Source organism: Streptomyces sp. CB00316 (assembly GCF_001905595.1).
Lineage (GTDB): Bacteria > Actinomycetota > Actinomycetes > Streptomycetales > Streptomycetaceae > Streptomyces.
In genome coordinates this window covers 21,906-45,507 of the sequence record NZ_LIXI01000001.1, presented here as the reverse complement: position 1 = coordinate 45,507, position 23,602 = coordinate 21,906, and the positions used below count along the sequence as shown (strand labels likewise).

The 23,602-nt window shown below is 72.8% G+C and carries 12 protein-coding genes; 4 read left to right on the top strand and 8 right to left on the bottom strand.

What is annotated here, in order from left to right:
- Nucleotides 1-9: 9 nt before the first annotated feature.
- The 6 genes from AMK21_RS00155 to AMK21_RS00130 all read right to left on the bottom strand — a co-directional run bounded on the left by AMK21_RS00155 (nt 10) and on the right by AMK21_RS00130 (nt 10,627).
- Nucleotides 10-1,152, bottom strand: a complete 1,143-nt coding sequence (locus tag AMK21_RS00155) for a glycosyltransferase (RefSeq protein WP_073872774.1) — start codon at nt 1,150-1,152, stop codon at nt 10-12.
- Nucleotides 1,149-3,995, bottom strand: a complete 2,847-nt coding sequence (locus tag AMK21_RS00150) for a bifunctional glycosyltransferase/CDP-glycerol:glycerophosphate glycerophosphotransferase (RefSeq protein ID WP_073872770.1) — start codon at nt 3,993-3,995, stop codon at nt 1,149-1,151. The genes AMK21_RS00155 and AMK21_RS00150 overlap by 4 nt, the downstream gene beginning before the upstream one ends.
- A complete protein-coding gene (locus AMK21_RS00145; protein WP_073872766.1) occupies nt 3,992-7,477 on the bottom strand; it encodes a bifunctional glycosyltransferase/CDP-glycerol:glycerophosphate glycerophosphotransferase in 3,486 nt (1,161 codons plus the stop codon). Before AMK21_RS00145 ends, AMK21_RS00150 begins: the two co-directional genes overlap by 4 nt.
- 234 nt (nt 7,478-7,711) lie before the next feature.
- The gene (locus AMK21_RS00140; protein WP_199863074.1) at nt 7,712-8,611 is read right to left on the bottom strand and encodes a TylF/MycF/NovP-related O-methyltransferase; all 900 of its coding nucleotides are present in this window, start codon (nt 8,609-8,611) and stop codon (nt 7,712-7,714) included.
- Between the two features lie 11 nt (nt 8,612-8,622).
- Entirely contained in the window at nt 8,623-9,399 is a 777-nt protein-coding gene (locus tag AMK21_RS00135) for a methyltransferase domain-containing protein (RefSeq protein ID WP_073872762.1), read from the bottom strand.
- Nucleotides 9,400-9,439: 40 nt separating this feature from the next.
- Entirely contained in the window at nt 9,440-10,627 is a 1,188-nt protein-coding gene (locus AMK21_RS00130) for a CDP-glycerol glycerophosphotransferase family protein (protein WP_073872759.1), read from the bottom strand.
- A 101-nt stretch (nt 10,628-10,728) separates the two neighbouring features.
- Between AMK21_RS00130 and AMK21_RS00125 the strand changes: the two genes are divergently transcribed.
- Together AMK21_RS00125 and AMK21_RS00120 are read left to right on the top strand one after the other, a co-directional pair.
- Nucleotides 10,729-14,268 (top strand): bifunctional glycosyltransferase/CDP-glycerol:glycerophosphate glycerophosphotransferase, encoded by a 3,540-nt coding sequence (locus AMK21_RS00125; RefSeq protein ID WP_073872755.1) that lies wholly within the window; start codon nt 10,729-10,731, stop codon nt 14,266-14,268.
- A 71-nt stretch (nt 14,269-14,339) separates the two neighbouring features.
- Nucleotides 14,340-15,572: a hypothetical protein gene (locus tag AMK21_RS00120; protein ID WP_073872752.1), complete on the top strand. Its 1,233-nt coding sequence runs from the start codon at nt 14,340-14,342 to the stop codon at nt 15,570-15,572.
- A 13-nt stretch (nt 15,573-15,585) separates the two neighbouring features.
- Here the strand turns inward: AMK21_RS00120 and AMK21_RS00115 are convergent, their stop codons facing one another.
- Nucleotides 15,586-16,194 (bottom strand): TetR/AcrR family transcriptional regulator, encoded by a 609-nt coding sequence (locus AMK21_RS00115; protein ID WP_199863073.1) that lies wholly within the window; start codon nt 16,192-16,194, stop codon nt 15,586-15,588.
- Between the two features lie 154 nt (nt 16,195-16,348).
- On the opposite strand from AMK21_RS00115, the gene AMK21_RS00110 reads away from it, so the two are divergent.
- Complete coding sequence (locus tag AMK21_RS00110; protein WP_073872749.1) at nt 16,349-17,302, top strand: ABC transporter permease; 954 nt, start codon at nt 16,349-16,351, stop codon at nt 17,300-17,302.
- The gene (locus tag AMK21_RS00105; RefSeq protein WP_073872746.1) at nt 17,295-18,080 is read left to right on the top strand and encodes an ABC transporter ATP-binding protein; all 786 of its coding nucleotides are present in this window, start codon (nt 17,295-17,297) and stop codon (nt 18,078-18,080) included. The genes AMK21_RS00110 and AMK21_RS00105 overlap by 8 nt, the downstream gene beginning before the upstream one ends.
- Before the next feature lie 123 nt (nt 18,081-18,203).
- Here the strand turns inward: AMK21_RS00105 and AMK21_RS00100 are convergent, their stop codons facing one another.
- A complete protein-coding gene (locus AMK21_RS00100; protein ID WP_073872743.1) occupies nt 18,204-23,216 on the bottom strand; it encodes an NAD-glutamate dehydrogenase in 5,013 nt (1,670 codons plus the stop codon).
- Nucleotides 23,217-23,602 lie beyond the last annotated feature (386 nt).

Sequence of the window (23,602 nt, the reverse complement as noted above, 5' to 3'; positions counted from 1 at the left end):
GGCCCCCACTCACCGCTCCAGGAAAGCGAACAGCTCCTCCCAGCGCCGCCCCACCTCCGGCTCGGAGAACCGCTGGGCTCCGGACCGTGCCCGGGCCCCCAGCGCGTCCCGCAGCCGGGGGTTGCCGGTCAGCCGGAGCAGCCGGTCGGCGAGGGCGGCGGTGTCCCCGGCGGGGGCGAGGAGCCCGTCCTCGCCGTCCCGGACGATCTCGCGGACCCCGGGCGCGCAGTCGAAGGCGGCGCACGGCACCCCGCTGGCCATCGCCTCCAGGAGCGCCAGCGGGAAGCCCTCGCCCCGGGAGGACTGGACGAAGACGGAGGCGCCCGCGAGGGCCGCCTCCACGTCGTCCGTACGGCCCATCCACTCCACGGACCCGTCGAGTCCGAGGTCCGAGCACCGGGCCTTCAGCGCCGCCTCGTCCTCGCCCGTCCCGTACAGGCGCAGCCGCCAGTCGGGTCGCTGCGGGGCGACCAGGGCCCAGGTGTCGAGGAGGAGGTCGATGCCCTTCTGGTCGGTGAGGCGGCCGATGCTCGCCACGGTCTTCGCGGTGCGCGGGGAGGGGACGTGGGGCAGACGGGCGAGCGCGTTGGGGAGGAAGCCGACGTTGTCGAAGCCGTCGCCCGCCCACCGGTCGGCGTCCTCCTCGGTGAGGACGAGCCAGTGGTCGATGTCCTTGTAGTGGTTCTTGATCCAGCGGTAGCGGTGGCTAGCGCGGGAGTAGTCGTAGGACTCGTGGCTCATCCCGATGACCCGCAGCCCGGTGGTGTGGGCCTGCCCGACCCACTCCATCGCCCAGACCTGGGTGACGACGACGACCGCGCCGGGCCGGGCGGCGGCGAAGAGCTCCGAGAGCCGCGCGACGGCCCGCCGCTTCTCCGCGACCCGGGCCGCCTCCCGGCGCCGGGTGGGGATTCGGAGGCGGTCCCGGATGCCGTGGGGCGTCCAGGGGGTCGGCGGGTGGGCCGGGTAGAGCGCGGTGACGGGGTGGCCGGGCTCGGCGGGCAGGGCCATCTTCCGGTCGGAGGCGTGGATGCCGACGGTGTGGACACGGTGGCCCTGCTCGGTGAAGAGGCGGGCGGTCTGGTGCGTCCAGGCGGTGACACCGCCGAGTTCGTCGGTGCTGTTGGAGACGATGAAGATGTCGCGGCTCATCGGCCGGCCCCCTGGCGGTGGTGGTCGGTGGTGCGGGAGGCGCCCTGCGGGGAGAACACCGCGGCGACGACCCGGCGGGCGGCGTCGCCTCGGTCGTAGGCGCCGAACTCCTGGGCGAAGGCGGCCCGTTGCGGGGCGTGCCGGATGTCGGACTTCTTCACCTCGGCCAGTTCGGCGAAGAGTTCCTCCTGCGTCGCGACCACCGGGCCCGGCGCCTTCTCCCGCAGGTCGAAGTAGCTGCCGCGCTCGGCGGCGTACGTGTCGAGGTCGGGGGCGTACAGGATGACGGGCCGGTCCAGCAGCGCGAAGTCGAACATGATCGACGAGTAGTCGGTGACCAGCACGTCGGCCAGGGCCAGGACCTCGCTGACGTCGTGGTGGCGCGAGACGTCGATCACCGTGCCGGGCGGGCAGACGGGGAGCCGGGCGGCCTCCAGGTAGTGCGCCCGGACGAGGAGGGTGTACATGTCCCCGAACCGATCGGCGAACTCCCTTACGTCCAGGAGCAGTCGGCGTCTGGCCTGTTTCCCGCCCGCCGGGCCGCCCCGGAACGTCGGCGCGTAGAGGACGACCTTCCTGTGGTCGTCGATCCCCAGCGCCCCGGCCAGCGGCGGGCGCGGCAGCCGCCCCTCGGTCTCGGTGCGGGCGCGCTCCGCGATCAGGGCGTCGTTGCGCGGGTAGCCGGTGCGCAGGAGCCGGTCCTCGGGGAGGCGGTAGGCGCGGGCCAGGGTGGCCACGTCGTGCTCGGAGCGGACGAGGAAGTGGTCGAAGCGGTGGACGGCCTGCTGGAGGCGTTCGCGCTGGAGGGCGTCCTGAAGGCGTACGCGGGTCTCGTCGAAGCCCATCCTCTTGTACGCGGAGCCGTGCCAGGTCTGGAGGTAGGTGGTGCGGGCGGGCTTGCGCAGGGCTTGCGGGAAGCCCTGGTTGTCGACCCAGTACTCGGCGCGGGCCAGCGCCCACAGGTACCGCCAGGACCAGCGGCGTACCAGGCGGGCGTCGTCCGGGAAGCCGGCCGGGGATGTGTCGTAGGACCAGGTGGAGCGGAGCTTCAGCCCCTGGCGGCGGATCTCCTCGTGGAGGGCGCGCGGGCTGTCGCCGTAGCAGCGGCCCATGTGGCTCTCGAGGACGACGGAGCCCCGGCGCACGGGGAGGCGGGTGAGCCAGGTGTTGTAGGCGGCCGTCTTGAAGCCCCGGGAGCGGTAGCGGTCCAGCCGCTTGCGCAGGGCGCGGACGAGGAGCTTCGCCTTGCGGGCGGGGCGGAAGTGGGTGGCGTACCGCACCAGGCGGCGGGTGGTCCGGGCCGGGCGGCGGCGGGCGGTGAGGCGGAGGGCCAGGTGGTCCTTGAGGGTGATGTAGGGCTCCCAGGTGTCTCCGGCGAGCTGCCCGAGCCGGGGCCGGGCGGTGAACCGTACCGCCCCTTCCACCAGGTCCTGCGGGGCGAAGAGGTCGCTGACGGACCGGATCCCTCCCGCTTCGAGGATCAGCCGCGCGTCCCAGGCCGTGTCGCGGACGCCGAGGGGGCGCAGGAGGCGGGCGACATCGGCGCGCGCCCCCCAAGTGACCCCGTTCCCGTCGCGGCGTACGTCGTCCACCGAGAACACGACGGCGCGCGCCCCGCCCCGGGCCCGGAACTCCAGGGTGGCGGTGAAGGGGGCGTCGGGGGCGGTGCGCGGGGGCAGCACGAGGCGGCCCTCCAGCAGCAGCCGGCCCTCTTCGGCGGTGCAGCGGGTGAGCCGGTTCATCAGCCGGGCCGCGCCGAACTCCCGGTACTGGTAGCCGAGTTCGGTGACGTCGACGGGGCAGCGGTCGTCCCACTCCACCCGCCCGCCCTCGCCCGTGACGACCGGGGCGCAGACGGTGACGGGCCGGCTCAGCGCGTACGCCGCCGTCAGGACGCCCTCCGCGTCGCCCCGGGCCAGCAGGGTGGCCGCGACCCGCTCCAGCGGCGGCAGCTCCCGCGGCACGGGAGCGGTCAGGACGCGGGCGGCCGTGGCTGCGACGCGGGCGCGGCGGGCGGCGGGGAGCCGGGGGAAGGAGCGGGCCAGCGGCACCAGATGCTCCCGTACGAAGGCCCGCTCCCGTTCCTCGCGCAGCGCGGGCAGCCCGTGGGCGTCCAGGGCGGCGGCGACCCTGCGGTGGGCCTCCACCAGGGCGGTGAGGTCGCGGGCCCGGTCGGGTACGGCCCGGCCGGTCACGATCAGCCGCCGCACCAGGGCGATCCGGCCGACGGCCGCGGCGGCGAGGGGGCCGAAGAGGATCTCGCCGTGCGCCAGGTCCTCCTCGTACCGCAGCCCGTGGCGCCGGGCCGCCTCCCGGCGCAGGCAGAAGCCGGTCACCAGGGCGTCCCGGACGACGAGCCCGGGTGCGTCGGCGAACCGGGCGACGGTACGGGAGCGGGCGTACAGCTCGTCCTGCCACGGCGGCTCCTGTTCCTTGCCTCCCTCGCCCACGGTCCGGCTCCACCGCCCGGCGACCAGGTCGGCGCGGCTGCGCTCGCCCGCCTGCCAGAGGTTGCGGCAGGCGTGGCGGTGGAGGCGCTCGCCAGGGGTGAGCACCAGGACGTACCGCCCGGTCGCCGCGTCCAGGCCCGCGTTGCGCAGGGCGCCGGTGGTGCGGGCGGCCGGGTCGGGGCGGATCAGGCGGACCCGGCCGGGGGAGCTGTCGGCCAGGGCGCGGGCGGCGGTGCGGGTGGGCGCGCTGACGCCGGCGGCGAGGACGACGACGGCCTCGGCGCCGCGCAGTGACTGGCCGAGGACGGACGCGACGGAGGCGCGCAGGGCGTCGGCGCCACCTGCCCCTTCGGTGTCCCCGCCGCTGGTGATCACACAGCTGAAGTCGGTCATGACCGCGCCCCCTGCCGCCCCGGGTCGTTCTGCTCAGCCCCGGAGCCGTCCTTGAGCATCCGGTCGACGACCTGCGCGGCCGCGCTCCCGTCGTCGAGATCGCAGAACGCCTCCCGGAACCGCTCGTACGCCTCCCGGTGACCCGCGACGGCGGCCTCCGGGTCGCGCAGGGCGGCCACGACGCCCGCGGAGTCGGGGATCAGGGGCCCGGGCGCCCGATGCTCGAAGTCGAAGCAGAAGCCGCGCAGGGTGTCCCGGTAGTGGGCCAGGTCGTAGGTGTGGAAGAGCATCGGGCGGCCGGTCTGCGCGAAGTCGAACATGATCGAGGAGTAGTCGGTGACCAGGACATCGCTGATCAGCAGGAGTTCGGCGACGTCCGGGTGGCGCGAGACGTCCCGCACGAAGTCGGTGTCGGGGACGCTGCCGCCGACGAGGTAGTGGCGGCGCACCAGGAGGACGTGGTCGTCGCCGAGCGCCTCGCGGGCCTGGTCCGGGCCGAGTCGCAGGTCCGGGTCGTACCGCCCGCCCTGCCGGGGCCGGTCCTCGCGCCAGGTGGGGGCGTACAGGACGACGCGCCGCCCCTCGGGGATCGCGAGCCGCTCCCGTACGGCGGCGGCGACCTTCGCCCGGTCGGGCGCGTACAGCAGGTCGTTGCGCGGGTAGCCGGACTCCAGCACCTCGCCCGAGTAGCCGAAGGCGCGGCGCAGGACGGGGGTGGAGAAGCTGTTCGGGGAGACGAGCACGCTCCACTGGGCGGACCGCTGCTCCATGGAGGCCATGTAGGCGGCATCCGCGTGCGGGGTGCCCGCGAGGTCGCGGCCGATGCGCTTGAGCGGGGTGCCGTGCCAGGTCTGGACGACACACTGCCCCTCTGACCGCTCGAACCACCGGGGCAGGTGGGTGTTGGTGACGACCCAGCGGCTCCGTGCGAGCGCCTCGTGCCACTCGGCGCTGTGCAGGGCGATGGGGCGGACCCCCTCGGGCACGGCCGCCTGCTGGTCGCGGACGACCCAGAGGTGCTCGATGTCGAGTTCCCGGGAGACCAGTTCGCGGTGGATCGCGCGGGGCGAGTCGGAGAACTGGCGGCCGTCGAAGCTGGAGTAGAGGACGGCCTGGCGCAACCGGCCCCGGTCGGCGGCGCGGAGTGCGGCGTACCGCTCGCGCTGGATCCGCTGCCCGTACGGGCCCTGCTCGGTGACCGGCAGGGCGCTGCCCGACTCCACGACGAGGCGGTCGTGGTAGCGCCTCTGGAGGGTGAAGGGCCTTTTAACCGACTCCTGTTGGAGGGGGAGCGTGGCGTGGAGGGGGGTGGCCAGGCGCAGCGGCCGGTACGCGTCGGGGTCGCGCTCGCCCGGCTCGCGGAGGAAGAGGTACCAGCGCCCCTCGGCGAGCGGCAGGGGCCCGCCCGGTCCGTCGACGGCGGCAGGGCGGAGGACGGCCCGGAAGTGGCCACCCTCCGCCAACTCCACGTCCGCCGTGACCTCTTCGCGGTGTCCGCTGTGCCGCAGCACCAACTCGCCGATGGTGCCCGACCGCTCCGGGAAGGCGCCTTCGAGGACCAGCTTTCCGCCCTCGGCCCACTGCACGGAGGCGACGACGGGCTGCACGGCCCGGTCGGTGAGGACGAGGTCGCCGGACGGGTTGGGGGCCGCGTACAGCTCACGTCCGCCGGGGAGCGGGTAGCGGCCGTCCTCGGCGTCGGTCCGGGCGGCGACGGTCAAACTCCCCTTCCCGCCGACCAGTTGCACACCCCAGATCTCGTCCTCGCCGCGGAACGCACTCAGCGGGATCTCGGCGGCGCGAAAGCCCAGCGAGCCGCGCAGGGCGAACTCCTGGGTCTCCTTGGTGCGCCACTCGGTAAGCCGCAGGGCGACGGGCCCGTCGTCGTCGAGGACCTTCACTTCCAGGCGCAGGGCGTCGTCGTCGACCGCCGACTGTCCGGTGAGGACGGCGGCGACGCGTTCGGTGCGCAGCTCCAGCTTGTTGCCGGAGAGGACGGGGACGACCCGGGTCCGCTCGTCGGTGTACAGGGCGGCGGGCGGAGCGGGGGTGCCGGTGAGTCGCATCGGGCCCCGGCGGACGCGGCCCGCGCCGAAGAGGGCGGCCTCCAGCTTCCAGGTCGTACGGGCCCCGTTTCCCCGGGCGGTGATCGCGCGCGGATCAACGACGGCCTCGAATCCGGCGCGCTCGTACCGGTGCAGGGAGCGCCCGGACCGGGCGGTGGCCTCGTCGCCGCCGACGGGGCGCAGGCGCAGCGGGATCAGCCGCCTCCCGGACCGCAGCCAGCCGAGCCGCGGGGGCCCGCCCGGGGCGTTGCGCACGTAGGCGTATCCGGTCAGCCGGAGCAGCCCGTCCCGCCACACGGCCTCGGTGAGGTGGGCGTGGACGGGGAGGTCGGCGGGGGCGAGCGCGGTGGTGGCGGGCGGCAGCGGGTCGCGGACGGCGGGGTGGTGGGCGCGGGGGCGGAGGAGTCCGCGTACGTGGAAGGCGTCCCGGTCCGTCTTCTCCTCCGCGAGCAGCGCGAGGAGTTCGGCGGTCCGGCGCTCCCGGATGAGCTGCCACTTGACCCGCAGGTCCAGCGGCAGACCGGCGAAGACATCGGGGGCGATGGTGGCGGCGAAAGCTCCCGCGTGGTCGAGGAAGGCCTTGTGGAACTCCTCGTCGCCGTCCGGCAGCGCCTCGATGAACAGCCACAGGTCGCCGGAGAGCGCGTGCGCGTCGTAGCGCCGCTTGGCCTCGGCCATCCCGTCCCGGTCGGCGAGGAAGCGGCTGACGGTGGTGACGGCGGTGACCCGGTCGCGGATGCCCTGGGGGACGGCCCGCCGGGTGGTGATCGAGCCGTCGCGGTCGCGCCAGTGGTAGACGGGCTCCTCGACGACGTCGACCGAGCGGGCCAGGAAGTGGGCGGGCAGGACGACGGCGATGTCCTCGTACAGCACGCCCGTCGGGAAGGTGAAGGCGTGCTCGTCCCAGAAGGTGCGGCGGAACACCTTGTTGCAGGCGATGCGGTCGCCCAGCAGGATCCAGTCCCGGGTGACGTGGGTGGCGGGGCGGGCCCTCTCCATCGGCTTGCGGAACATCGGGGACTGTTCGAGCGCCCCGTTCGCCCGCAGCCGCAGCACGTTGCCGGTCGCGAAGTCGGAGCCCGAACTGTCGAGTTCGGCGAGCATCCGGGCGTACGCACCGGGGGGCACGACGTCGTCGCTGTCGACGAACGTGAGGAACTCGCCCTTCGGATCGGCCTCACGGACCCCGGCGTTACGGGCCGCGCCGAGGCCGGCGTTCTCCTGCCGGATCAGCCGGAACCGGGGGTCGCGATCGGCGAACTCCTGTGCCAGAGCGGGCCCGTCGTCCGTGGAGCCGTCGTCGACGAGGACGACCTCCAGGTCCGCCATGGTCTGTTCGGCGAGCGAGGTCAAGCAGGCACCGAGGTACTCCTCGACGTTGTAGAGGGGGACGACGACGGTGAGACGGGGTGCCATCGCAGCGCACGATCCTTCCGGGCGGACGACATTGGGGGATGACCATCAAGGGGGATATGAGGGGCCACGGTGCACAACCCGCTCCACGGGGACCGGTCACCCGAGAGGAGCCATTCGGGTGACATGGAGGGCGGGTTCTCGCGTGCGGGGGCGCGCCCGCGACACGGTCGAGCCCCGCACCGGGAAGGGCACGGGGCTCGCTGCTGCCGTGTGCGTGAGGGGGCGGGGCGGGTGTCAGGGCTTGACGGCGATCCGGCCCTCGTCCATGCGGAGCAGCAGCAGCCGCTCACCGGTCTTGTCGAGGAACTCGTCGACGGCCTGCCGCGACCCCTGCCAGTAGCCGTAGTCGTCGATCAGCAGCACTCCGCCGCTGACCAGCCGGGGGTAGAGGTGCTCCAGCTCGTGCTTGGTGGAGGCGTACCAGTCGGTGTCGAGCCGCAGGATCGCGATCTGCTCGGGCGCCCGGCCGGGGACCGTGTCCTCCACCCGTCCCTGCACGTAGTGGACGCGCTCCTTCGGGTAGGGCACGTGTCCGAACCCGGCCTGTACGTCCTCCAGCGAGGCGACCGCCCAGATCGGCCGGTCCTTGCCCTGGGCGTCCAGCAGCTCCTGCGCCGGGCGGCCGTCCCGCCGCAGGTCCTCGGCGGTGGGCGGGGTCATGCCCTCGTACGTGTCGAAGAGGTACAGCTCGCGCTCGTCCTCCCCGACGGAGAGCAGGGTCCTGGCGCAGGCCTGCATGGAGCCGCCGCGCCAGACCCCGCACTCGACGATGTCACCCGGGATGTTGTGCCGGGCGATGTACCGGGTGGCGAGGATGAAGGCGTTGAGCCGCTCCGGCGAGGTCATCGAGTAGGGCTTGACCGCCCGGATGATGTCCCTGGCCTCGTCGTCGTAGTCCTCCGGGAAGGCCGGGGAGGGCTTCTTCGCCGGGGGCTTCTTGGCCGCGGGCTCCTTCGCCTCCGGCTTCGGGGGAGCCGGGGCGGGGGTCGAGGCCGCGAGGGATTCGGCCGGGGCCGTGCGGGCGGCGGGCACCGTCACGCGCCTGAGCTGGTATCCGGTGAGCTGCTGAAGGACGCCGTTGACGGCGTTGCGCCAAGCCATGCCCCGGGACAGTACGCGCGGCTTGTGTCGCATGTCACTTCTCGTCAACCTGCCATTGATCGGGGCGGATTCTGTTCGAGCGCGGGGGCCGTCTCGGATGCCTGCGCGGGCACGGACGTCGGGCGCCCGCACTGCTCCCGGCCGTCGAGCGGCGGGGGCAGCGGGACGGAGTCCACGCCACCGACCCGGTTCGCCCACCACACCGCCAGCTCCCGGACGGCGAACATCGTCAGGCGTGGATAACGCCGCGGCTTGCGGAAGACCCCCACCGAGTCGCCCCAGTAGGCGGCCTTCCTGTCGATGGCCCGGTAGTCGTGCCAGATACCCTTCCGCGGCGGGAAGTCGGTGTAGGCCTCGCGGAGTTCGAGCCGGCTGTGAGCGGCCAGGGCGCGGAACCCGTCCGGGTAGTAGCGCCAGCAGTCCTGGGCATCGTGGACATGGCCGCGCGAGGGCGCGGTGATGAAGGCGTGGCCGCCCGGCTTCAGAACACGTGCGATCTCCAGCATGGAGGCCCAGAAGAACGGGATGTGCTCGAACGCCTGCCCGGAGAGCACGACATCGGCGCTGTTGGAGCGGGCGGGGATGCGGTACGGCTTCCTCATGACGGCGTCCACGTTGGGCCCGTCCTGCACGTCGACCCCGAAGTAGTCGACGGGGTGCCGGGCGAGGAGCGCCCGGTGGGTCCGGGTCTGCCCGCCGGAGATGCGGGAGCCGAGGTCGACGACCCGGTAGGTGCCGGACGCAGGCCCTTCGGGGGGCCCTTCGACCGGCAGATACTCCTTGATGCAGAGTTCCATCTGTTCGTAGGCGGACCGGTGCACGGACGTCTCCCAACCTCGCTGTGTACGTGAGCTGTCGGAATCAACGACCGCGTAGGGCAAAGGGGACGCCGAAGAACCGCCGTACGACCCGTTCCGCCGCGTGCCCGTCGTCGTACGGGCAGAACCGCTCCCGGAACGCGGTGCGCAGCGCGGCCGACGCGGGCGAGCACCACTCCCCCGTACGGAACACCTCGACCAGCTCGTCGGAGGTGGCGGTGACCGCGCCCGGGGTGTCGCCGGGCCGGCCGGAGAGCAGGTCGAAGTAGGTGCCGCGCGTGGACCGGTAGATGTCCCAGTCGGGGGCGTGGACGACGATCGGGCGGTCCAGGCAGGCGTAGTCGAACGCCAGCGACGAGTAGTCGGTGATCAACGCGTCGGCGGCCAGGCAGAGTTCTTCGACCCGGGGATGCGCGGTGACGTCCCGGACCCGGCCGGTCGGTGTGCCGCCGATCCCGGCGGACCGGCCGTAGAAATAGTGGGCGCGCACCAACACCGCGTATTTGGGGCCGAGTTCGCGGGCCAGGTGCTCGGGGTCGAGGTCGGGGACGAAGCCCTCTCGGTAGTCGCGGTGGGTCGGGGCGTAGAGGAGGGCCGTCTGGTCCGCATGGATGCCGAGCTCGGCGCGGATCTTCGCGATGTCCTCGGCGGTGGCGGTGGAGTAGACGTCGTTACGGGGGTAGCCGAGGTCGAGCCGCTGGTATGACCCCGGGTAGACGCGGTCCCAGACCTCGGTGCTGTGCGGGTTGGCGGAGAGGCTGAAGTCCCACTGGCCCACGTGGGCGAGGATCTTGGCGAAGTCCGCCTTCCGCGCCAGGGCGGGGTAGGCCCGTTGGTCCAGCCCCATGGTCTTGAGCGGGGTGCCGTGGTGGGTCTGGAGGTAGCGCTGGCCGGGGCGTTTGGTGAAGCCGCCGGGGAAGCTGGAGTTGTTGACCAGGTACGTGGCGGTGGCCATCGCCCGCCAGTAGGGGCGCGAGCCCTCGATGACGTACGGAACGCCCGGGGGCATCCGGTCGCGGTGCCGGGAGGAGACGGCCCACACGCCCCTGATGTGCGGGGCGAGTTCGCGGGCCTTGGCGTGGATGGCGGCGGGGTTGCAGGCGACGCCCCGGTTCCAGTACGCGCCGTAGACGGCGAGGTTCGGGTCGAGCGGGCGGTGGAGGTCCGTGCGGTACGCGGCCCGCATGACCTGCCTGCGGACGTACCGCTTCACGGAAGCTCGGGTGGGCATGGCAGCCGAGCGTAGTCCCGGGGGCGAGGTACGGACGGCCCGCGTTCACCCGTTCGGGTCAGCGGTGGTGACCCCGGGACCTGGCCTCTGTTGACCAGGACATGAAGCCACCGCTCCTCAGCGTCGTCATCCCCGTCCACAACGTCGAGGACTACCTTGAGGACTGCCTGCGGTCGGTGGCGGAGCAGAGTCTCGACGCGATCGAGGTGGTGATGGTCGACGACGGCTCCACGGACGACAGCGGGAGGATCGCCGCCGAATTCGCCGCCCGGGACAGCAGGTTCCGGCTGGTGCGGCAGAAGAACGCCGGCCTGAGCGCGGCCCGCAACACCGGCGTCCGGCACACCACTGCGACCGTCCCCTACCTGGCGTTCGCGGACAGCGACGACTTCGTCGTCCACGACGCGTACGAGCGGATGGTGGCCTCGCTGGAGTCGACCGGCAGCGATCTGGTGACGGGCAACGTGTGGCGGCTGACACGGCAGGGGCGGCGGCAGGCATGGCAGTACCGCTGGCTGACCGCCACGCGCCCCCGCACCCACATCACCCGGGACCCGCGCCTGCTCGCCGACCGGGTGGCGTGGAACAAGGTGTTCCGGCGCTCCTTCTGGGACGGCCACGCCTTCGCTTTCCCCGAGGGGAAGCTGTACGAGGACACCCCGGTGATGATCCCCGCGCACTATCTCGCCGGGTCCGTCGACGTCCTGCACGAGCACGTCTACTACTGGCGGGTGCGGGAGGGTTCGATCACCCGGAGGCGGACGGACGTCACCGGCGTACGGGACCGGATCGCCGCGTGCGAGCAGGTCAGCGCGTTCCTGGGCGAGCACCGGGACGCGGCGCAGCGGCGGGCGTACGACGCGTCCTGTCTGCGCGACGATTTCGGGTACTTCCTGGACGGCCTGCCGATGGGCGGCGACGCGTACCGCACGGCGTTCCTGGAGGGCGCCGGGGCGTTCGCCGACCGGGCGGGGGACGGGGTGCTGGCAGGGCTGCCGGCGGAGCTGCGCATCAAGTGGCGGCTGGTGCGGGAGCGGCGGCTGGAGGAGCTGCTGGCCGTCCTCGCCTTCGAACGGGCCAACGGGGCGGGGACGTTCGCGGTGGAGGGGCTGCCAGGTCGGCGGCGGGCGGTCCACCCCGGCGTGCGCGGCGCGAGCGCCCGGCTCGCGCGCACCGACGTACCGGCGGTCGCACGGCTCGTGGAGGCGCGGTGGGGCGCGGACGGGAAGCTCCGGCTGCGCGGGTACGCCTATCTGCGCAACCTTCCGGCCGGGTCGGCGCGACGGCAGCTGAAGGTGGGGGTGCTTTGGGCGGAGGGGGGCCGTCGAGCGCGGATGGTTCCGGTGCGAGTGGTTCCGGTGCGGACGGTCTCCCTGCCCGAGGCGACGGTGAACTCCGGGCAGGAGCTGCACGGTTACGACCACGCCGGCTTCGAGATGGTCCTCGACCCGGTCCGGCTGTCCGCGACGGAGGACGGCAGCGGGAGCGGGGGCCGGCTGGTCGGGCTGGTCGTCGCGGCTCGCGGGGCGGTCCGGCGGGTGGCGGTGCGCGCCCTGGACACGGGCGCGGACCAGCCGCTCGTGCACGACCTGGGCGACGGACGGCGCGCGGTGCTCGACCACCGGGGCGGACGGCTGCGGCTGCGGGTGGAGCGGCTGGGTGCGGTGGTGGAGGGGAGTGGCGGTGCGGAGGGGGGACCGCTGGAGCTGAGGGGCCGGGTCTTCGGGGGCCCTGAGCCGACGGCCCTCCTTCTGACGCGCGACGGGGAGGAGGTACGGCCCGATGAGCGGTCCGAGGAGCGTTCGTTCCCGGTGGAGTGCGGGCAGGGCGGGGACCGTGGGACGGCGTTCACGGTACGAGTGCCTCTTGACGGCCTCGCCGCCGTGCCGCCCGCCCCGCACCGGGCCCCCCGCGAGGTCGAGGCGGAGACCGGCGCGCGCTGGCGGGCCCGCCTGCTGCTCGCCGACGGGACCCGTGCCCCGCTGCCCGCCGCCCCGGACCTGCCGCCGCCCGCGTGTGCGGACGCGTTGGGGAACCTGGTCGTGGAGCTGGGCGGGCTGCCGGTCGTGGACCGGGTGGAGCGAGCGGCGGACGGGTCGCTGCGGATCTCGGGGACGTACGCCCCGGCGTCCTCCGGTCCGGGGGCGTACACACCACCGGCCTTCTCGGACCCGGGGACGGTGTCCTGCGCGGCTGCCCGGCTCCTCCTCCGGCACGAGACCCTGGACGAGACGGTCCCGGTCACGGAGGTCACCGTCGAGGCCCGCCCCACCGGCCGCTTCTCCGCCCGGATCGCCTCGCCCCTCCCCGAAGGCCGCTGGGCCCTCCACCTGGACGGCCACCCCGTCCGCGTCCTCACCTCCCTCGCCGGGCACCTCCCCTGCGGCGACTCGGCCCTCGCCCTGGAGCGGCGCAACGGCGACCGGCTGACCGTCCTGGCTGCTCCGGCGCTCCCGGTCGCCGAGCGGAGCGCGTACAGCAGGCGGCTCCTGCGCGGCTCGCACTACCGCGCCCGGCGCACCACCCTCCCGCTCCTGGACACCGTCCTCTACGCGGGCGGCGACTCCCCGCGCGCCGTGCACGCCGAGCTCCTGCGCCGGGGCACGGAGACCGAGCACCTGTGGGTCACCGGTACCACCCCCGGCCGGACGACCCACGTCCCGCCCGGCGCGCGGGCCGTCCCCGTGCACAGCGCCGCCTGGTACGAGGCGCTGGCCCGCTCACGCCGGATCGTCACGGACGAGCAGCTGCCCGCGTGGTTCGAGCGGCGCCCCGGGCAGAGCGTCGTCCAGACCTGGCACGGCTCCCCGCTCGGCCGCTTCGGCACCGGCCTGACCGACACCCTCTACGCCGACCACCAGCATCTCGCCACCCTGGCGCACCGATCGGCCCAATGGTCGGTACTGGTCTCCCCGAGCCGCTTCGCCACCCCCTTGCTGCGCAGGTCACTGGCGTACGGAGGCGAGGTGCTGGAAGCCGGATCGCCGGCCAACGACGTGCTGTGTGCGCCCGACCGGGACAAGGCCGCCGAAGAGATCCGGCGCACGCTCGGCGTACCGGAGGACCACCGCGTCGTCCTGTACGCGCCGACCTACCGCGACCACCTGGCCCACCCCCCGTCCGCATCCCGCGACTCCCCCGACCGCACGGCCCCCGGCCCGTACCGCTGGGATCCGGCCCTCGACCTGCCCGCCCTCGCCCGCTCACTGGGTCCCGGCCACACGGTGCTGGTGCGCCGGCACCCCCGGGTCACGGGCGGGGTCCAGGACGGGCCCGGCGTCCTCGACGTCTCGGGCCATCCGGGCGCGGCCGGGCTGCTCCTGATCGCCGACGTCCTGGTCACGGACTACGCGGGGCTGATGTTCGACTTCGCGCTGACGGGCCGCCCGATGCTCTTCCACACGTACGACCTGGAGCACTACCGCGACACCGTGCGCGGCTTCTGCCTGGACTTCGAGACCCGGGCACCAGGCCCTCTGCTGGTCACGACGGACGAGGTGGCGCAGGCGCTGCTCGGCCTCGGGGCGGTGGCGGCCCGGCACGCCGACGCGTACGCGAGCTTCCGCCGCGACCACTGCGACCTGGACGACGGCGGGGCGGCGGCGCGGGTGGCGGACCGGCTGCTGGCGGACGCCCCGTGAGCGGACCTCCACGCGTCCCCCGGAAGAGTGGCGGCCGGGAGGGACGGCCCCGCGCACGGAACCCATGACCTGTGTCCCTCTCCTCTCCCACACCCGCCTCGCCCGAGACCCCTACCTCCACCACCTCCGACCCTCCTCCCACGGCGGCCGAGGACGACGAACTCGTCGTAGCGCCCCGGTGGCTTCCCTCGCCCTACGTCCTGCTGGGCGGTCTGCTGTGGGCGGTGCTGTCGGCGGCGGCCTGGCGGGTGCCGATGTGCTGCGAGGCCGGGCTCAACGCGGCCGTCGTCGAACGGCTGCGGGCCAGCCTGCTGCACCCGGCGTTCCCGATGACGGACCTGCCCGCCGTGGCCAGTGCGCACTACTCCCCGTACGCCGTCGTGCAGGGCCTGACCGCGCGGGCCGGCGGACTCTCCGGACAGACCGTGCTCGCGCTGTCGGCCGCCGTGAACCTGGCGCTGCTGCTGACCGGGATCGGCCGGCTGGCCCGGTTGCTGACCCCGAACCGCTGGGTGCCGGTCCTCGCGCTGATTCCCCTGGCCCTGATCCACTGGGCGGACCCGGGGCGGTGGAGCGCGCCGGGCACGTTCGCCGTCGCGGTCACCCTCCATCTGTGGGCGTGGACCGGTCACGCGGTCACCCGTCTCCCCCGCGCGGGCGCCGGGCGCCCGCCGGGCCGGGCGCCCCGGTGGGTGGAGGCGGCCGGGATCGGCGTCCTGCTCGGGCTCGTCCTGCTGGTCCATCCCCCGACCGCGCTGGGTGCGGCGCTGGGCGTGGTCGCGCTGGTCGCGGTGAGGCAGCGGACCCGGATCAGGCCGACGTTGCGGAGGTGGGCGCTGGCCGGGCTGTGCGCGGTGGCCGTGGCGGCGGTGTGGCCGTACTACAACGGGCTCACGGCCGTACGCCCCCCGGCGTCCGCCGGGGACACGGCCCGCCCGGAGACCGACGGGGCCCCGGTGACCGGGGAGCCGTACACCTGGGCCACCGCGCACGTCCCGCCCGGCGATGTGGTGCTGACGGACAGCGTCCCGGCGATGTACGCGCTGGCCGGGCACGGGGCGTACATCCTCGCGGACGGGGTGCCGGACGCGGGGCTTCTGGCGGCGGAGCGGCGCGAGCGGAGCCGGGCGGTGGCCACGTACCTGGACGCGGCGACCGCGCAGGAGGAACGGGACCGGATCACCGGGCGGTACGGGGTGCGCTGGGTGCTGCTGACCCGGTTCCAGAAGCTGCCGGGGGACGCGTCGGTGCTGGCGTACAGCCCGCGTACGGGCGAGGTGCTGGCGCGCGTACCGGAACGGTGAGGTCCTCTCCGCCTCAACCGTTGCGCAGCGCGGCGACCGCCGAGGCGGCCAGGTCGTCGAGGTACCCCTCGGGCAGCTCGCCCCGGACCACGACCAGGCGCCAGTACAGCGGCCCCACGATCAGGTCGAGGGCCCGGTCCGGATCGCTCCCTTCCGGCAGCTCCCCCCGGGCCACCGCCTCCCGCACCACCACGGCGGCCACGCCCTGCTGCTGGTCGAGGAGGGCGGCCTTGATGGCCTCTGAGATCTCCGGATTGCGGGCCGCCTCCACCAGCAGATCCGGGATGACCTGCGAGGCGACCGGGTGGCGCAGGGCGTAGGCGGCGAGTTCGAGGACGGCGCGCACATCCCCGTACAGCGAACCGGTGGCCGGCGCGGGCATCCCCTGAGAGGCGACGGCCGCGACCAGGTCGAGGACGAGGGCGAGCTTGGACTTCCAGCGGCGGTAGACGGCGGTCTTGCCGACCCCGGCGCGCCGCGCGATGCCCTCGATGGACATCCGGGCGAACCCGGCCGCGGCCAGTTCCTCGAAGACGGCCGCGCGGATGGCGTCGGTGACGTCCTCGCGCAGCACGGCGGCGCCCGCGGGGGCGCGGCGGCGGGTTCCCCGTTCGGTGGTCATGACCCGAATGATAGTCGGCGACGACGGAACGGTTGCGTTGCGACGTACAAGCGTCCTACTCTCGGCGTTACGACGATACGGTCCCGTCCCTACGAGGGCGTCCCTACGGGACCGTACCGTTCCCCCCTCCCGCATCCGTCGAAAGTGATCGTTCGTGGTGAGCCAGACAACCGCCCCGCCACCCCCGGTGAGCGCTCCCGCCGCGGCCGCCCACGCCCTGGACGCTCCCGCCTACGCGCCCGGCGAACTGGCCGCCCTCGCCGCCCGGCACGGCCTGACGGTCAGCGGCGCCCGACCCTCGCTGCCCGCCTACATCCGGCAGCTCTGGGGGCGGCGGCACTTCATCGCCGCGTTCGCGACGGCCAAGCTGACGGCCCAGTACAGCCAGGCGAAGCTCGGCCAGATCTGGCAGATCGCGACACCCCTGCTGAACGCGGCGGTCTACTACTTCATCTTCGGCGTCCTGCTGGACACCAGGCGCGGGGTGGAGGACTTCGTTCCGTTCCTGGTCACCGGGGTCTTCATCTGGACCTTCACCAGCAGTTCGATCACCGCGGGCACACGCGCCATCAGCGGCAACATCGGGCTGGTGCGGGCCCTGCACTTCCCCCGCGCCTCGCTCCCGGTGGCACTGGCGCTCCAGCAGTTGCAGCAGTTGCTGTTCTCGCTGGGGGCGCTGACCCTGATCCTGCTGGTGTTCGGCCAGTTCCCCCGCCCGTCCTGGCTGCTGGCGATCCCGGCGCTCGCCCTCCAGGCGGTGTTCAACACCGGTGTGTCGATGGCCGTGGCCCGGCTGGCGGCGAAGACCCCGGACATCGCGCAGCTGATGCCGTTCGTGCTGCGGACCTGGATGTACTCGTCCGGCGTGATGTGGAGCCTGGACCACCTCCTCAAGGGCGAGCGGGTGCCGCACGCGGTGCTGGTGGCGCTGGAGTACAACCCGGCGGCGATCTACATCAACCTCATGCGGTACGCGCTGATCGACAGCTACAGCGCGGCACAGCTGCCACCGCACGTGTGGGCGGCGGCGGCCGGCTGGGCGCTGCTGTGCGGCGCGGCGGGATTCGTGTACTTCTGGAAGGCCGAGGAGACGTACGGACGTGGCTGACCTCAAGGATTCCCCCGAGCGGGTGCCGACCGTCGTCGTGGACGACGTCCACATCACGTACACGGTCAACGGCGCCCGCACCGGCAAGGGCAGCGCGACCTCGGCGCTGAGCCGGATCACCTCGCGCCGCCGTACCCCCGGCGCACGCCAGGTGCACGCCGTGAAGGGGGTCAGCTTCGCCGCGTACAAAGGCGAGGCGATCGGCCTGATCGGCTCCAACGGCTCCGGCAAGTCGACCCTGCTCAAGGCGATCGCGGGCCTGCTCCCGCCGTCCCACGGCAAGGTCCACACCCAGGGCCAGCCGTCGCTGCTGGGGGTGAACGCGGCCCTGATGGGCGACCTGACCGGCGAGCGCAATGTGGTGCTGGGCGGACTCGCGATGGGCATGACGCGCGAGCAGATCCGCGAACGTTACGACGACATCGTCGACTTCTCCGGCATCAACGAGAAGGGCGACTTCATCACGCTGCCGATGCGCACGTACTCCTCCGGCATGGGCGCCCGGCTCCGCTTCTCCATCGCGGCCGCCAAGAGCCACGACGTACTCCTGATCGACGAGGCGCTGTCCACGGGCGACGCGAGGTTCCAGCGCCGCAGCAAGGACCGCATCCAGGAACTCCGTGCCGAGGCTGGCACGGTCTTCCTGGTCAGCCACAGCAACAAGTCCATCACCGAGACCTGCGACCGGGCGCTGTGGCTGGAGGCGGGCACCCTGAGGATGGACGGCCCGGCGAAGGAAGTGGTGGCGGAGTACGAGGCGTTCACGAAGCGCAAGTAGCGCTCTCCTGCCCGCGCAACCCCCAGCCCGTCCAGCCGCATCCAGCCCGTCCGGCGTCTGAGGGCGCAACCCCACGCCAGGGGGGCCGGCGCCACAACGGCACCGGCCCCCGTAGACGTACCCCTACGCGTGCGTGCGCAACATCGTCCGCATCGTCCGCATCGCCACCGACAGATTCGCCAGGTCGAACGCGTCCGACCCCTGGATCTCCTCCAGCGTCGACCGCGACCGCGCCAGGATCGCCGCGTTCTTCTCCTCCCACGCCCCGAACCGCTCCTCCGGCGTGGCCGTGTCGTCGCCCACGCTCAGCACGTCCGACGTGAGCGCCGCGTGCGCCGCGTACAGGTCCTCGCGGATGGAGGCGCGGGCCATGGACTGCCAGCGGTCGGCCCGCGGCAGGTCGATGATCCGGTCCATCAGCTGGGTGATCCGCAGCCGGTCCGCGAGGTCGTAGTAGACCTCGGCGACCTCCAGCGGGTCCTTGCCCGTCCGGTCCGCGATGGCGACGATGTCCAGCGCCGGGAAGGCGGAGGAGAACCCGGCGACCCGGACGGCCAGCTCGCTCGGGACACCCGCCGAGGTCAGCTCGTCCAGGATCGAGTGGTACCAGTCCAGGTCGGCGCCGCGCAGCAGCTTGGGCAGCTCGTTCCAGACCTGCTCGACCCCGTCCCGGAACCCCTCGATGGTCTCCGCGATGGCGACGGGCTGCGGCCGGTTGCCCAGCAGCCAGCGCGAACCGCGCTCGACGAGGCGCCGCGAGTGCAGCCGGATGCGGGTCTGGACATCGGCGGCGACCTGGTTGTCGAGCGCCTCGACCGCGTCCCACACCGAGGACAGCCCGAAGATCTCGCGGGCCGTGAACTGAGCCCGCACGATCTCCTCGATCGACGCCCCGGTCTCCTCGCGCAGCCGGTGCAGGAAGGTCGAACCCGCGGTGTTCACCGTGTCGTTGACCAGCACCGTCGTGATGATCTCGCGGCGCAGCGCGTGGCCGTCGACCGCCTCGGGGAACCGCTCGCGCAGCTCGCTGGGGAAGTAGGCGTGGACCAGGCCCTGCAGGTGCGGGTCGTCCGGCAGGACGGTGGCGATCAGCTCGTCGGCCGTCGTGATCTTCGTGTAGGCGATCAGCACGGCCAGCTCCGGCTGGCTGAGCCCCTTGTCGTTGCCGAGCAGCTCGCGGATCTGCCGGTCGGCGGGGAGGAACTCCAGCGCCCGGTCGAGAGCCCCGTCGCGCTCGAGGCGCCGCATGAAGCGCTGCTGGGCGTGGAGCAGTGAGGGCGCCTGGGCGGAGGCGTTGGAGAGGGCGACGTTCTGCGCGTAGTTGTTGCGCAGGACGAGCGCGCCGACCTCGTCGGTCATGTCGGCGAGCAGCTTGTTGCGCTGCTTGACGGTCATGTCGCCGTCCCGGACGAGACCGTTGAGCAGGATCTTGATGTTCACCTCGTGGTCGGAGGTGTCCACACCGGCGCTGTTGTCGATCGCGTCGGTGTTGATCCGGCCGCCGTTGCGGGCGAACTCGATGCGGCCGAGCTGGGTGGCGCCGAGGTTGCCGCCCTCGCCGACGACCTTGGCCCGCAGGTCCTCGCCGTTGACGCGGATCGCGTCGTTGGCCTTGTCACCGACGTCACCGTTCGACTCGGAGACGGCCTTGATGTACGTGCCGATGCCGCCGTTCCACAGCAGGTCGACGGGGGCCTTGAGGATGGTCTGCATCAGGTCGGCGGGCGTCATCTTGCTCACCGACGCGTCGATGCCGAGCGCCTCGCGGATGTGGTTGTTCAGCGGGATCGACTTGGCGCTGCGCGGGTGGATGCCGCCGCCGGCGGAGAGCAGGTCGGTGTCGTAGTCGGCCCAGGAGCTGCGGGGCAGGTCGAAGAGGCGGCGGCGCTCGGCGTACGAGGTCGCCGCGTCCGGGGCCGGGTCGATGAAGATGTGCCGGTGGTCGAAGGCGGCGACCAGGCGGATGTGCTCGGAGAGCAGCATCCCGTTGCCGAACACGTCACCGGACATGTCCCCGACGCCGACGACGGTGAAGTCCTCGGTCTGGGTGTCGTGGCCCAGCTCCCGGAAGTGCCGCTTGACGGACTCCCAGGCACCGCGCGCGGTGATGCCCATGCCCTTGTGGTCGTAGCCGGCCGAGCCGCCGGAGGCGAACGCGTCGCCGAGCCAGAAGCCGTACGCTACAGCGACCTCGTTGGCGATGTCGGAGAAGCTCGCGGTGCCCTTGTCGGCGGCGACGACGAGGTAGGTGTCGTCCTCGTCGTGGCGGACGACGTCGGCGGGCGGCACCACCTCGCCGGCCACCATGTTGTCGGTGATGTCCAGCAGCGCCGAGATGAACGTGCGGTAGGCGGCGATGCCCTCGGCGAACCAGGCGTCCCGGTCCACGGACGGGTCCGGGAGCTGCTTGGCGACGAAGCCGCCCTTGGCACCGACGGGCACGATCACGGTGTTCTTCACCATCTGCGCCTTGACCAGGCCGAGCACCTCCGTACGGAAGTCCTCGCGCCGGTCCGACCAGCGCAACCCGCCGCGGGCGACCTTCCCGAAGCGCAGGTGGACGCCCTCCACGCGCGGCGAGTAGACCCAGATCTCGAACGCCGGGCGGGGCGCGGGCAGGTCCGGGATGGCCTGCGGGTCGAACTTCATCGAGACGTAGGCGTGCGGGGTGCCGTCGTCCGCGTTCTGGAAGAAGTTGGTGCGCAGGGTCGCCTTGATGACGGTGAGGAAGGACCGCAGGATCCGGTCCTCGTCCAGCGAGGCGACCTGGTCCAGGGCCCCGTCCAGCTCCTCCAGGAGCCCGTCGGTGAGCTCCGTGCCCGCGCGCTGGCGGCCGGGCGACATCCGGGCCTCGAAGAGCGAGACGAGCAGCCGGGTGGTGTGGACGTTGTTGCGGAGCGTGGACTCCATGTAGTCCTGGCTGAACGTCGAACCGGCCTGCCGCAGGTACTTCGCGTAGGCGCGCAGCACCACGGCCTGGCGCCAGTTCAGCCCGGCGCCGAGCACGAGCGCGTTGAAGCCGTCGTTCTCCGCCTCGCCCTTCCAGACCGCCGCGAACGCCTCCTGGAAACGGGCGCGGGCGTCGTCGGCGAGGTGGCCGGTGTGGCCGTCGGTCTGCGGCATCCGCAGCCCGAAGTCGTAGATCCAGGCGTGCGTACGGTCCGCGCAGCGCAGCTCGTACGGACGCTCGTCGACGACCTCGACACCGAGCTGCTGGAGGGCCGGGAGGACGGCGGAGAGGGAGACCTGCTCCCCGGTCCGGTAGATCTTGAAGCGGCGCTCGCCGGGGCCCGCGCCGACCGGCTCGTACAGGCTGAGGGCGAAGTCCTTCTCGCCCTCCTTCAGGGTCTCCAGGTGGACCAGGTCGGCGACGGCGGCGCGCGGCGAGTGGTCGGCCTTGTACCCCTCGGGGAAGGAGTGGCCGTACTGGCGCTGGAGCTCGGCGGCACGCTCCTCGCCCAGCTCGGCGTTGAGCGCCTCGCCGAAACCGTCGGCCCAGGAGCGGGCGGCCGCGACGAGACGGGCCTCGATACGGTCGGCGTCGGCGTCGGTGAGGTGTGCCAGCTCGGTGCCCGGCGGGACCCGGATGACGAAGTGCAGCCGGGAGAGGATCGACTCGGTGTTCCAGGCGGTGAAGTCGACGTTGGTGCCGCCGAGCTCCTCCTTGAGGATGTCGATCAGCCGCAGGCGTACGCCGGTGGTGTACCGGTCGCGCGGAAGGTAGACGATCGCCGAGTAGTAGCGCCCGTACTCGTCCTGTCGCAGGTAGAGCCGCAGCCGGCGGCGCTCCTGGAGGTAGAGGACGGAGGTGACGACGGAGCGGAGCTGGTCGACGGGGGTCTGGAACAGCTCGTCGCGCGGGTAGGTCTCCAGGATCTGGAGCAGGTCGCGGCCGTCGTGGCTGTTGTACGAGAAGCCCGCGCCCTCCACCACTTCGGCGACCTTGCGGCGGATGACGGGCACCCGGCGCACGGACTCGGTGTAGGCGGCGGAGGAGAAGAGGCCGAGGAAGCGGCGCTCGCCGACGACGTTGCCCTTGGCGTCGAACTTCTTCACGCCGACGTAGTCGAGGTAGCTGGGGCGGTGCACGGTGGCCCGGCTGTTGGCCTTCGTCAGGACGAGGAGCTTGTGCTCACGGGCCTTGGCGCGGACGTCGGCGGGCAGCCGGTCGAAGGACGGGCTGACCGGGTGGTCCTCGCTCTCGCTGTGCTGCGGGTCGGAGCGCAGGATGCCGAGCCCGGTGCCGGGTACGGCGGCGAGCGCGTCGCTGTCCTTGAGCTCGTACTCGCGGTAGCCGAGGAAGGTGAAGTGGTCGGCGGCAAGCCAGCGCAGCAGCTCGCGGGCCTCCTCGACCTCCTCGTCGGCGAGGTCGTCCAGCGGCTCGCCCGGCAGGTCGTCGGCGATCCGGAGGGCGGCGTCGCGCATCTTCCCCCAGTCCTCGACGGTCTCCCGTACGTCGGACAGGACGCGGCGCAGGTCGGCGGTGATCTGGTGGAGGTCGGCGCGGTCGGTCTCGCGGTCGATCTCGACGTGGATCCAGGACTCGACGAGCGCGTCGTGCTCCAGCTCGGCCTGGGCTGTCTTGCCGCCCCTGTCCTTGCCGCCCTTGGAGGTCTTCGGGGTGCCGGGGCCGCCGGAGAGGACCTCGATGAGCTTGCCGGTGACATCACGGCGGACGGTGACCTGCGGGTGGATCACGACATGGATGCCGCGGCCCTGCCGGGACAGCTCGTTGGTGACGGAGTCCACCAGGAACGGCATGTCGTCGGTGACGACCTCGACGACGGAGTGGCTGCACGTCCAGCCGTTCTCCTCGACGGTCGGGGTGTGCACGCGGACGTTGGCGGTGCCCTGCGGGCGGTTCTCGGCCAGCCGGTAGTGCGAGGCGGCGGCGCCGTAGACATCGACCGGGTCCCGGCCGTTGAGGTCCTCGGGAGCCGTATGCAGGTAGTAGCGCTGAAGGTAGGCGAGCGCCGCGTCCTGACCTGGACGGGCGTCCTCGTCGGCCCCGGAGGCGGTGACCCGCACCCGGGGGGTACCGCCCGGGCCACCGACACCACCGCCCGGGCTGTGGTCAGCTACCTGGGCAGCCCGTGCGAGCAGCTCGGCCTTGGCTTCGTCCAGCTTGGTCTGCATGTCCTCTGGCTCCTGTCGCGCGCCGTTGCGTGACGTAGGTGAGAAAAACGACGTACCGCCACGACACGGGGTTTCCGGTCTGGGTCGACGCTATGCCGCTTCGAGAGTCACCCGGGACCACATGGGCCGTTTGTGACGGCCGGTCCGGGGTCGGGAGATCGCGGATCGCCCGGGTGCGGTGGCACTCCGGGCGGCGGCCGGGGGCTTCGCTGCCCCCGAGGCGTATCGCGCTGATCACGGCACCAGGCTATCGCCCCTGCACCCCACCCCGTCATGGGCCGCATGTGTACAAAAGAAGACATCGAACTTTGACACTTCGGACAGTGCGGCGCCTTGCCCGGCCGAACTGACGTTTCGCCTTGGCGAACGCGCGGGAACCGGGGGAA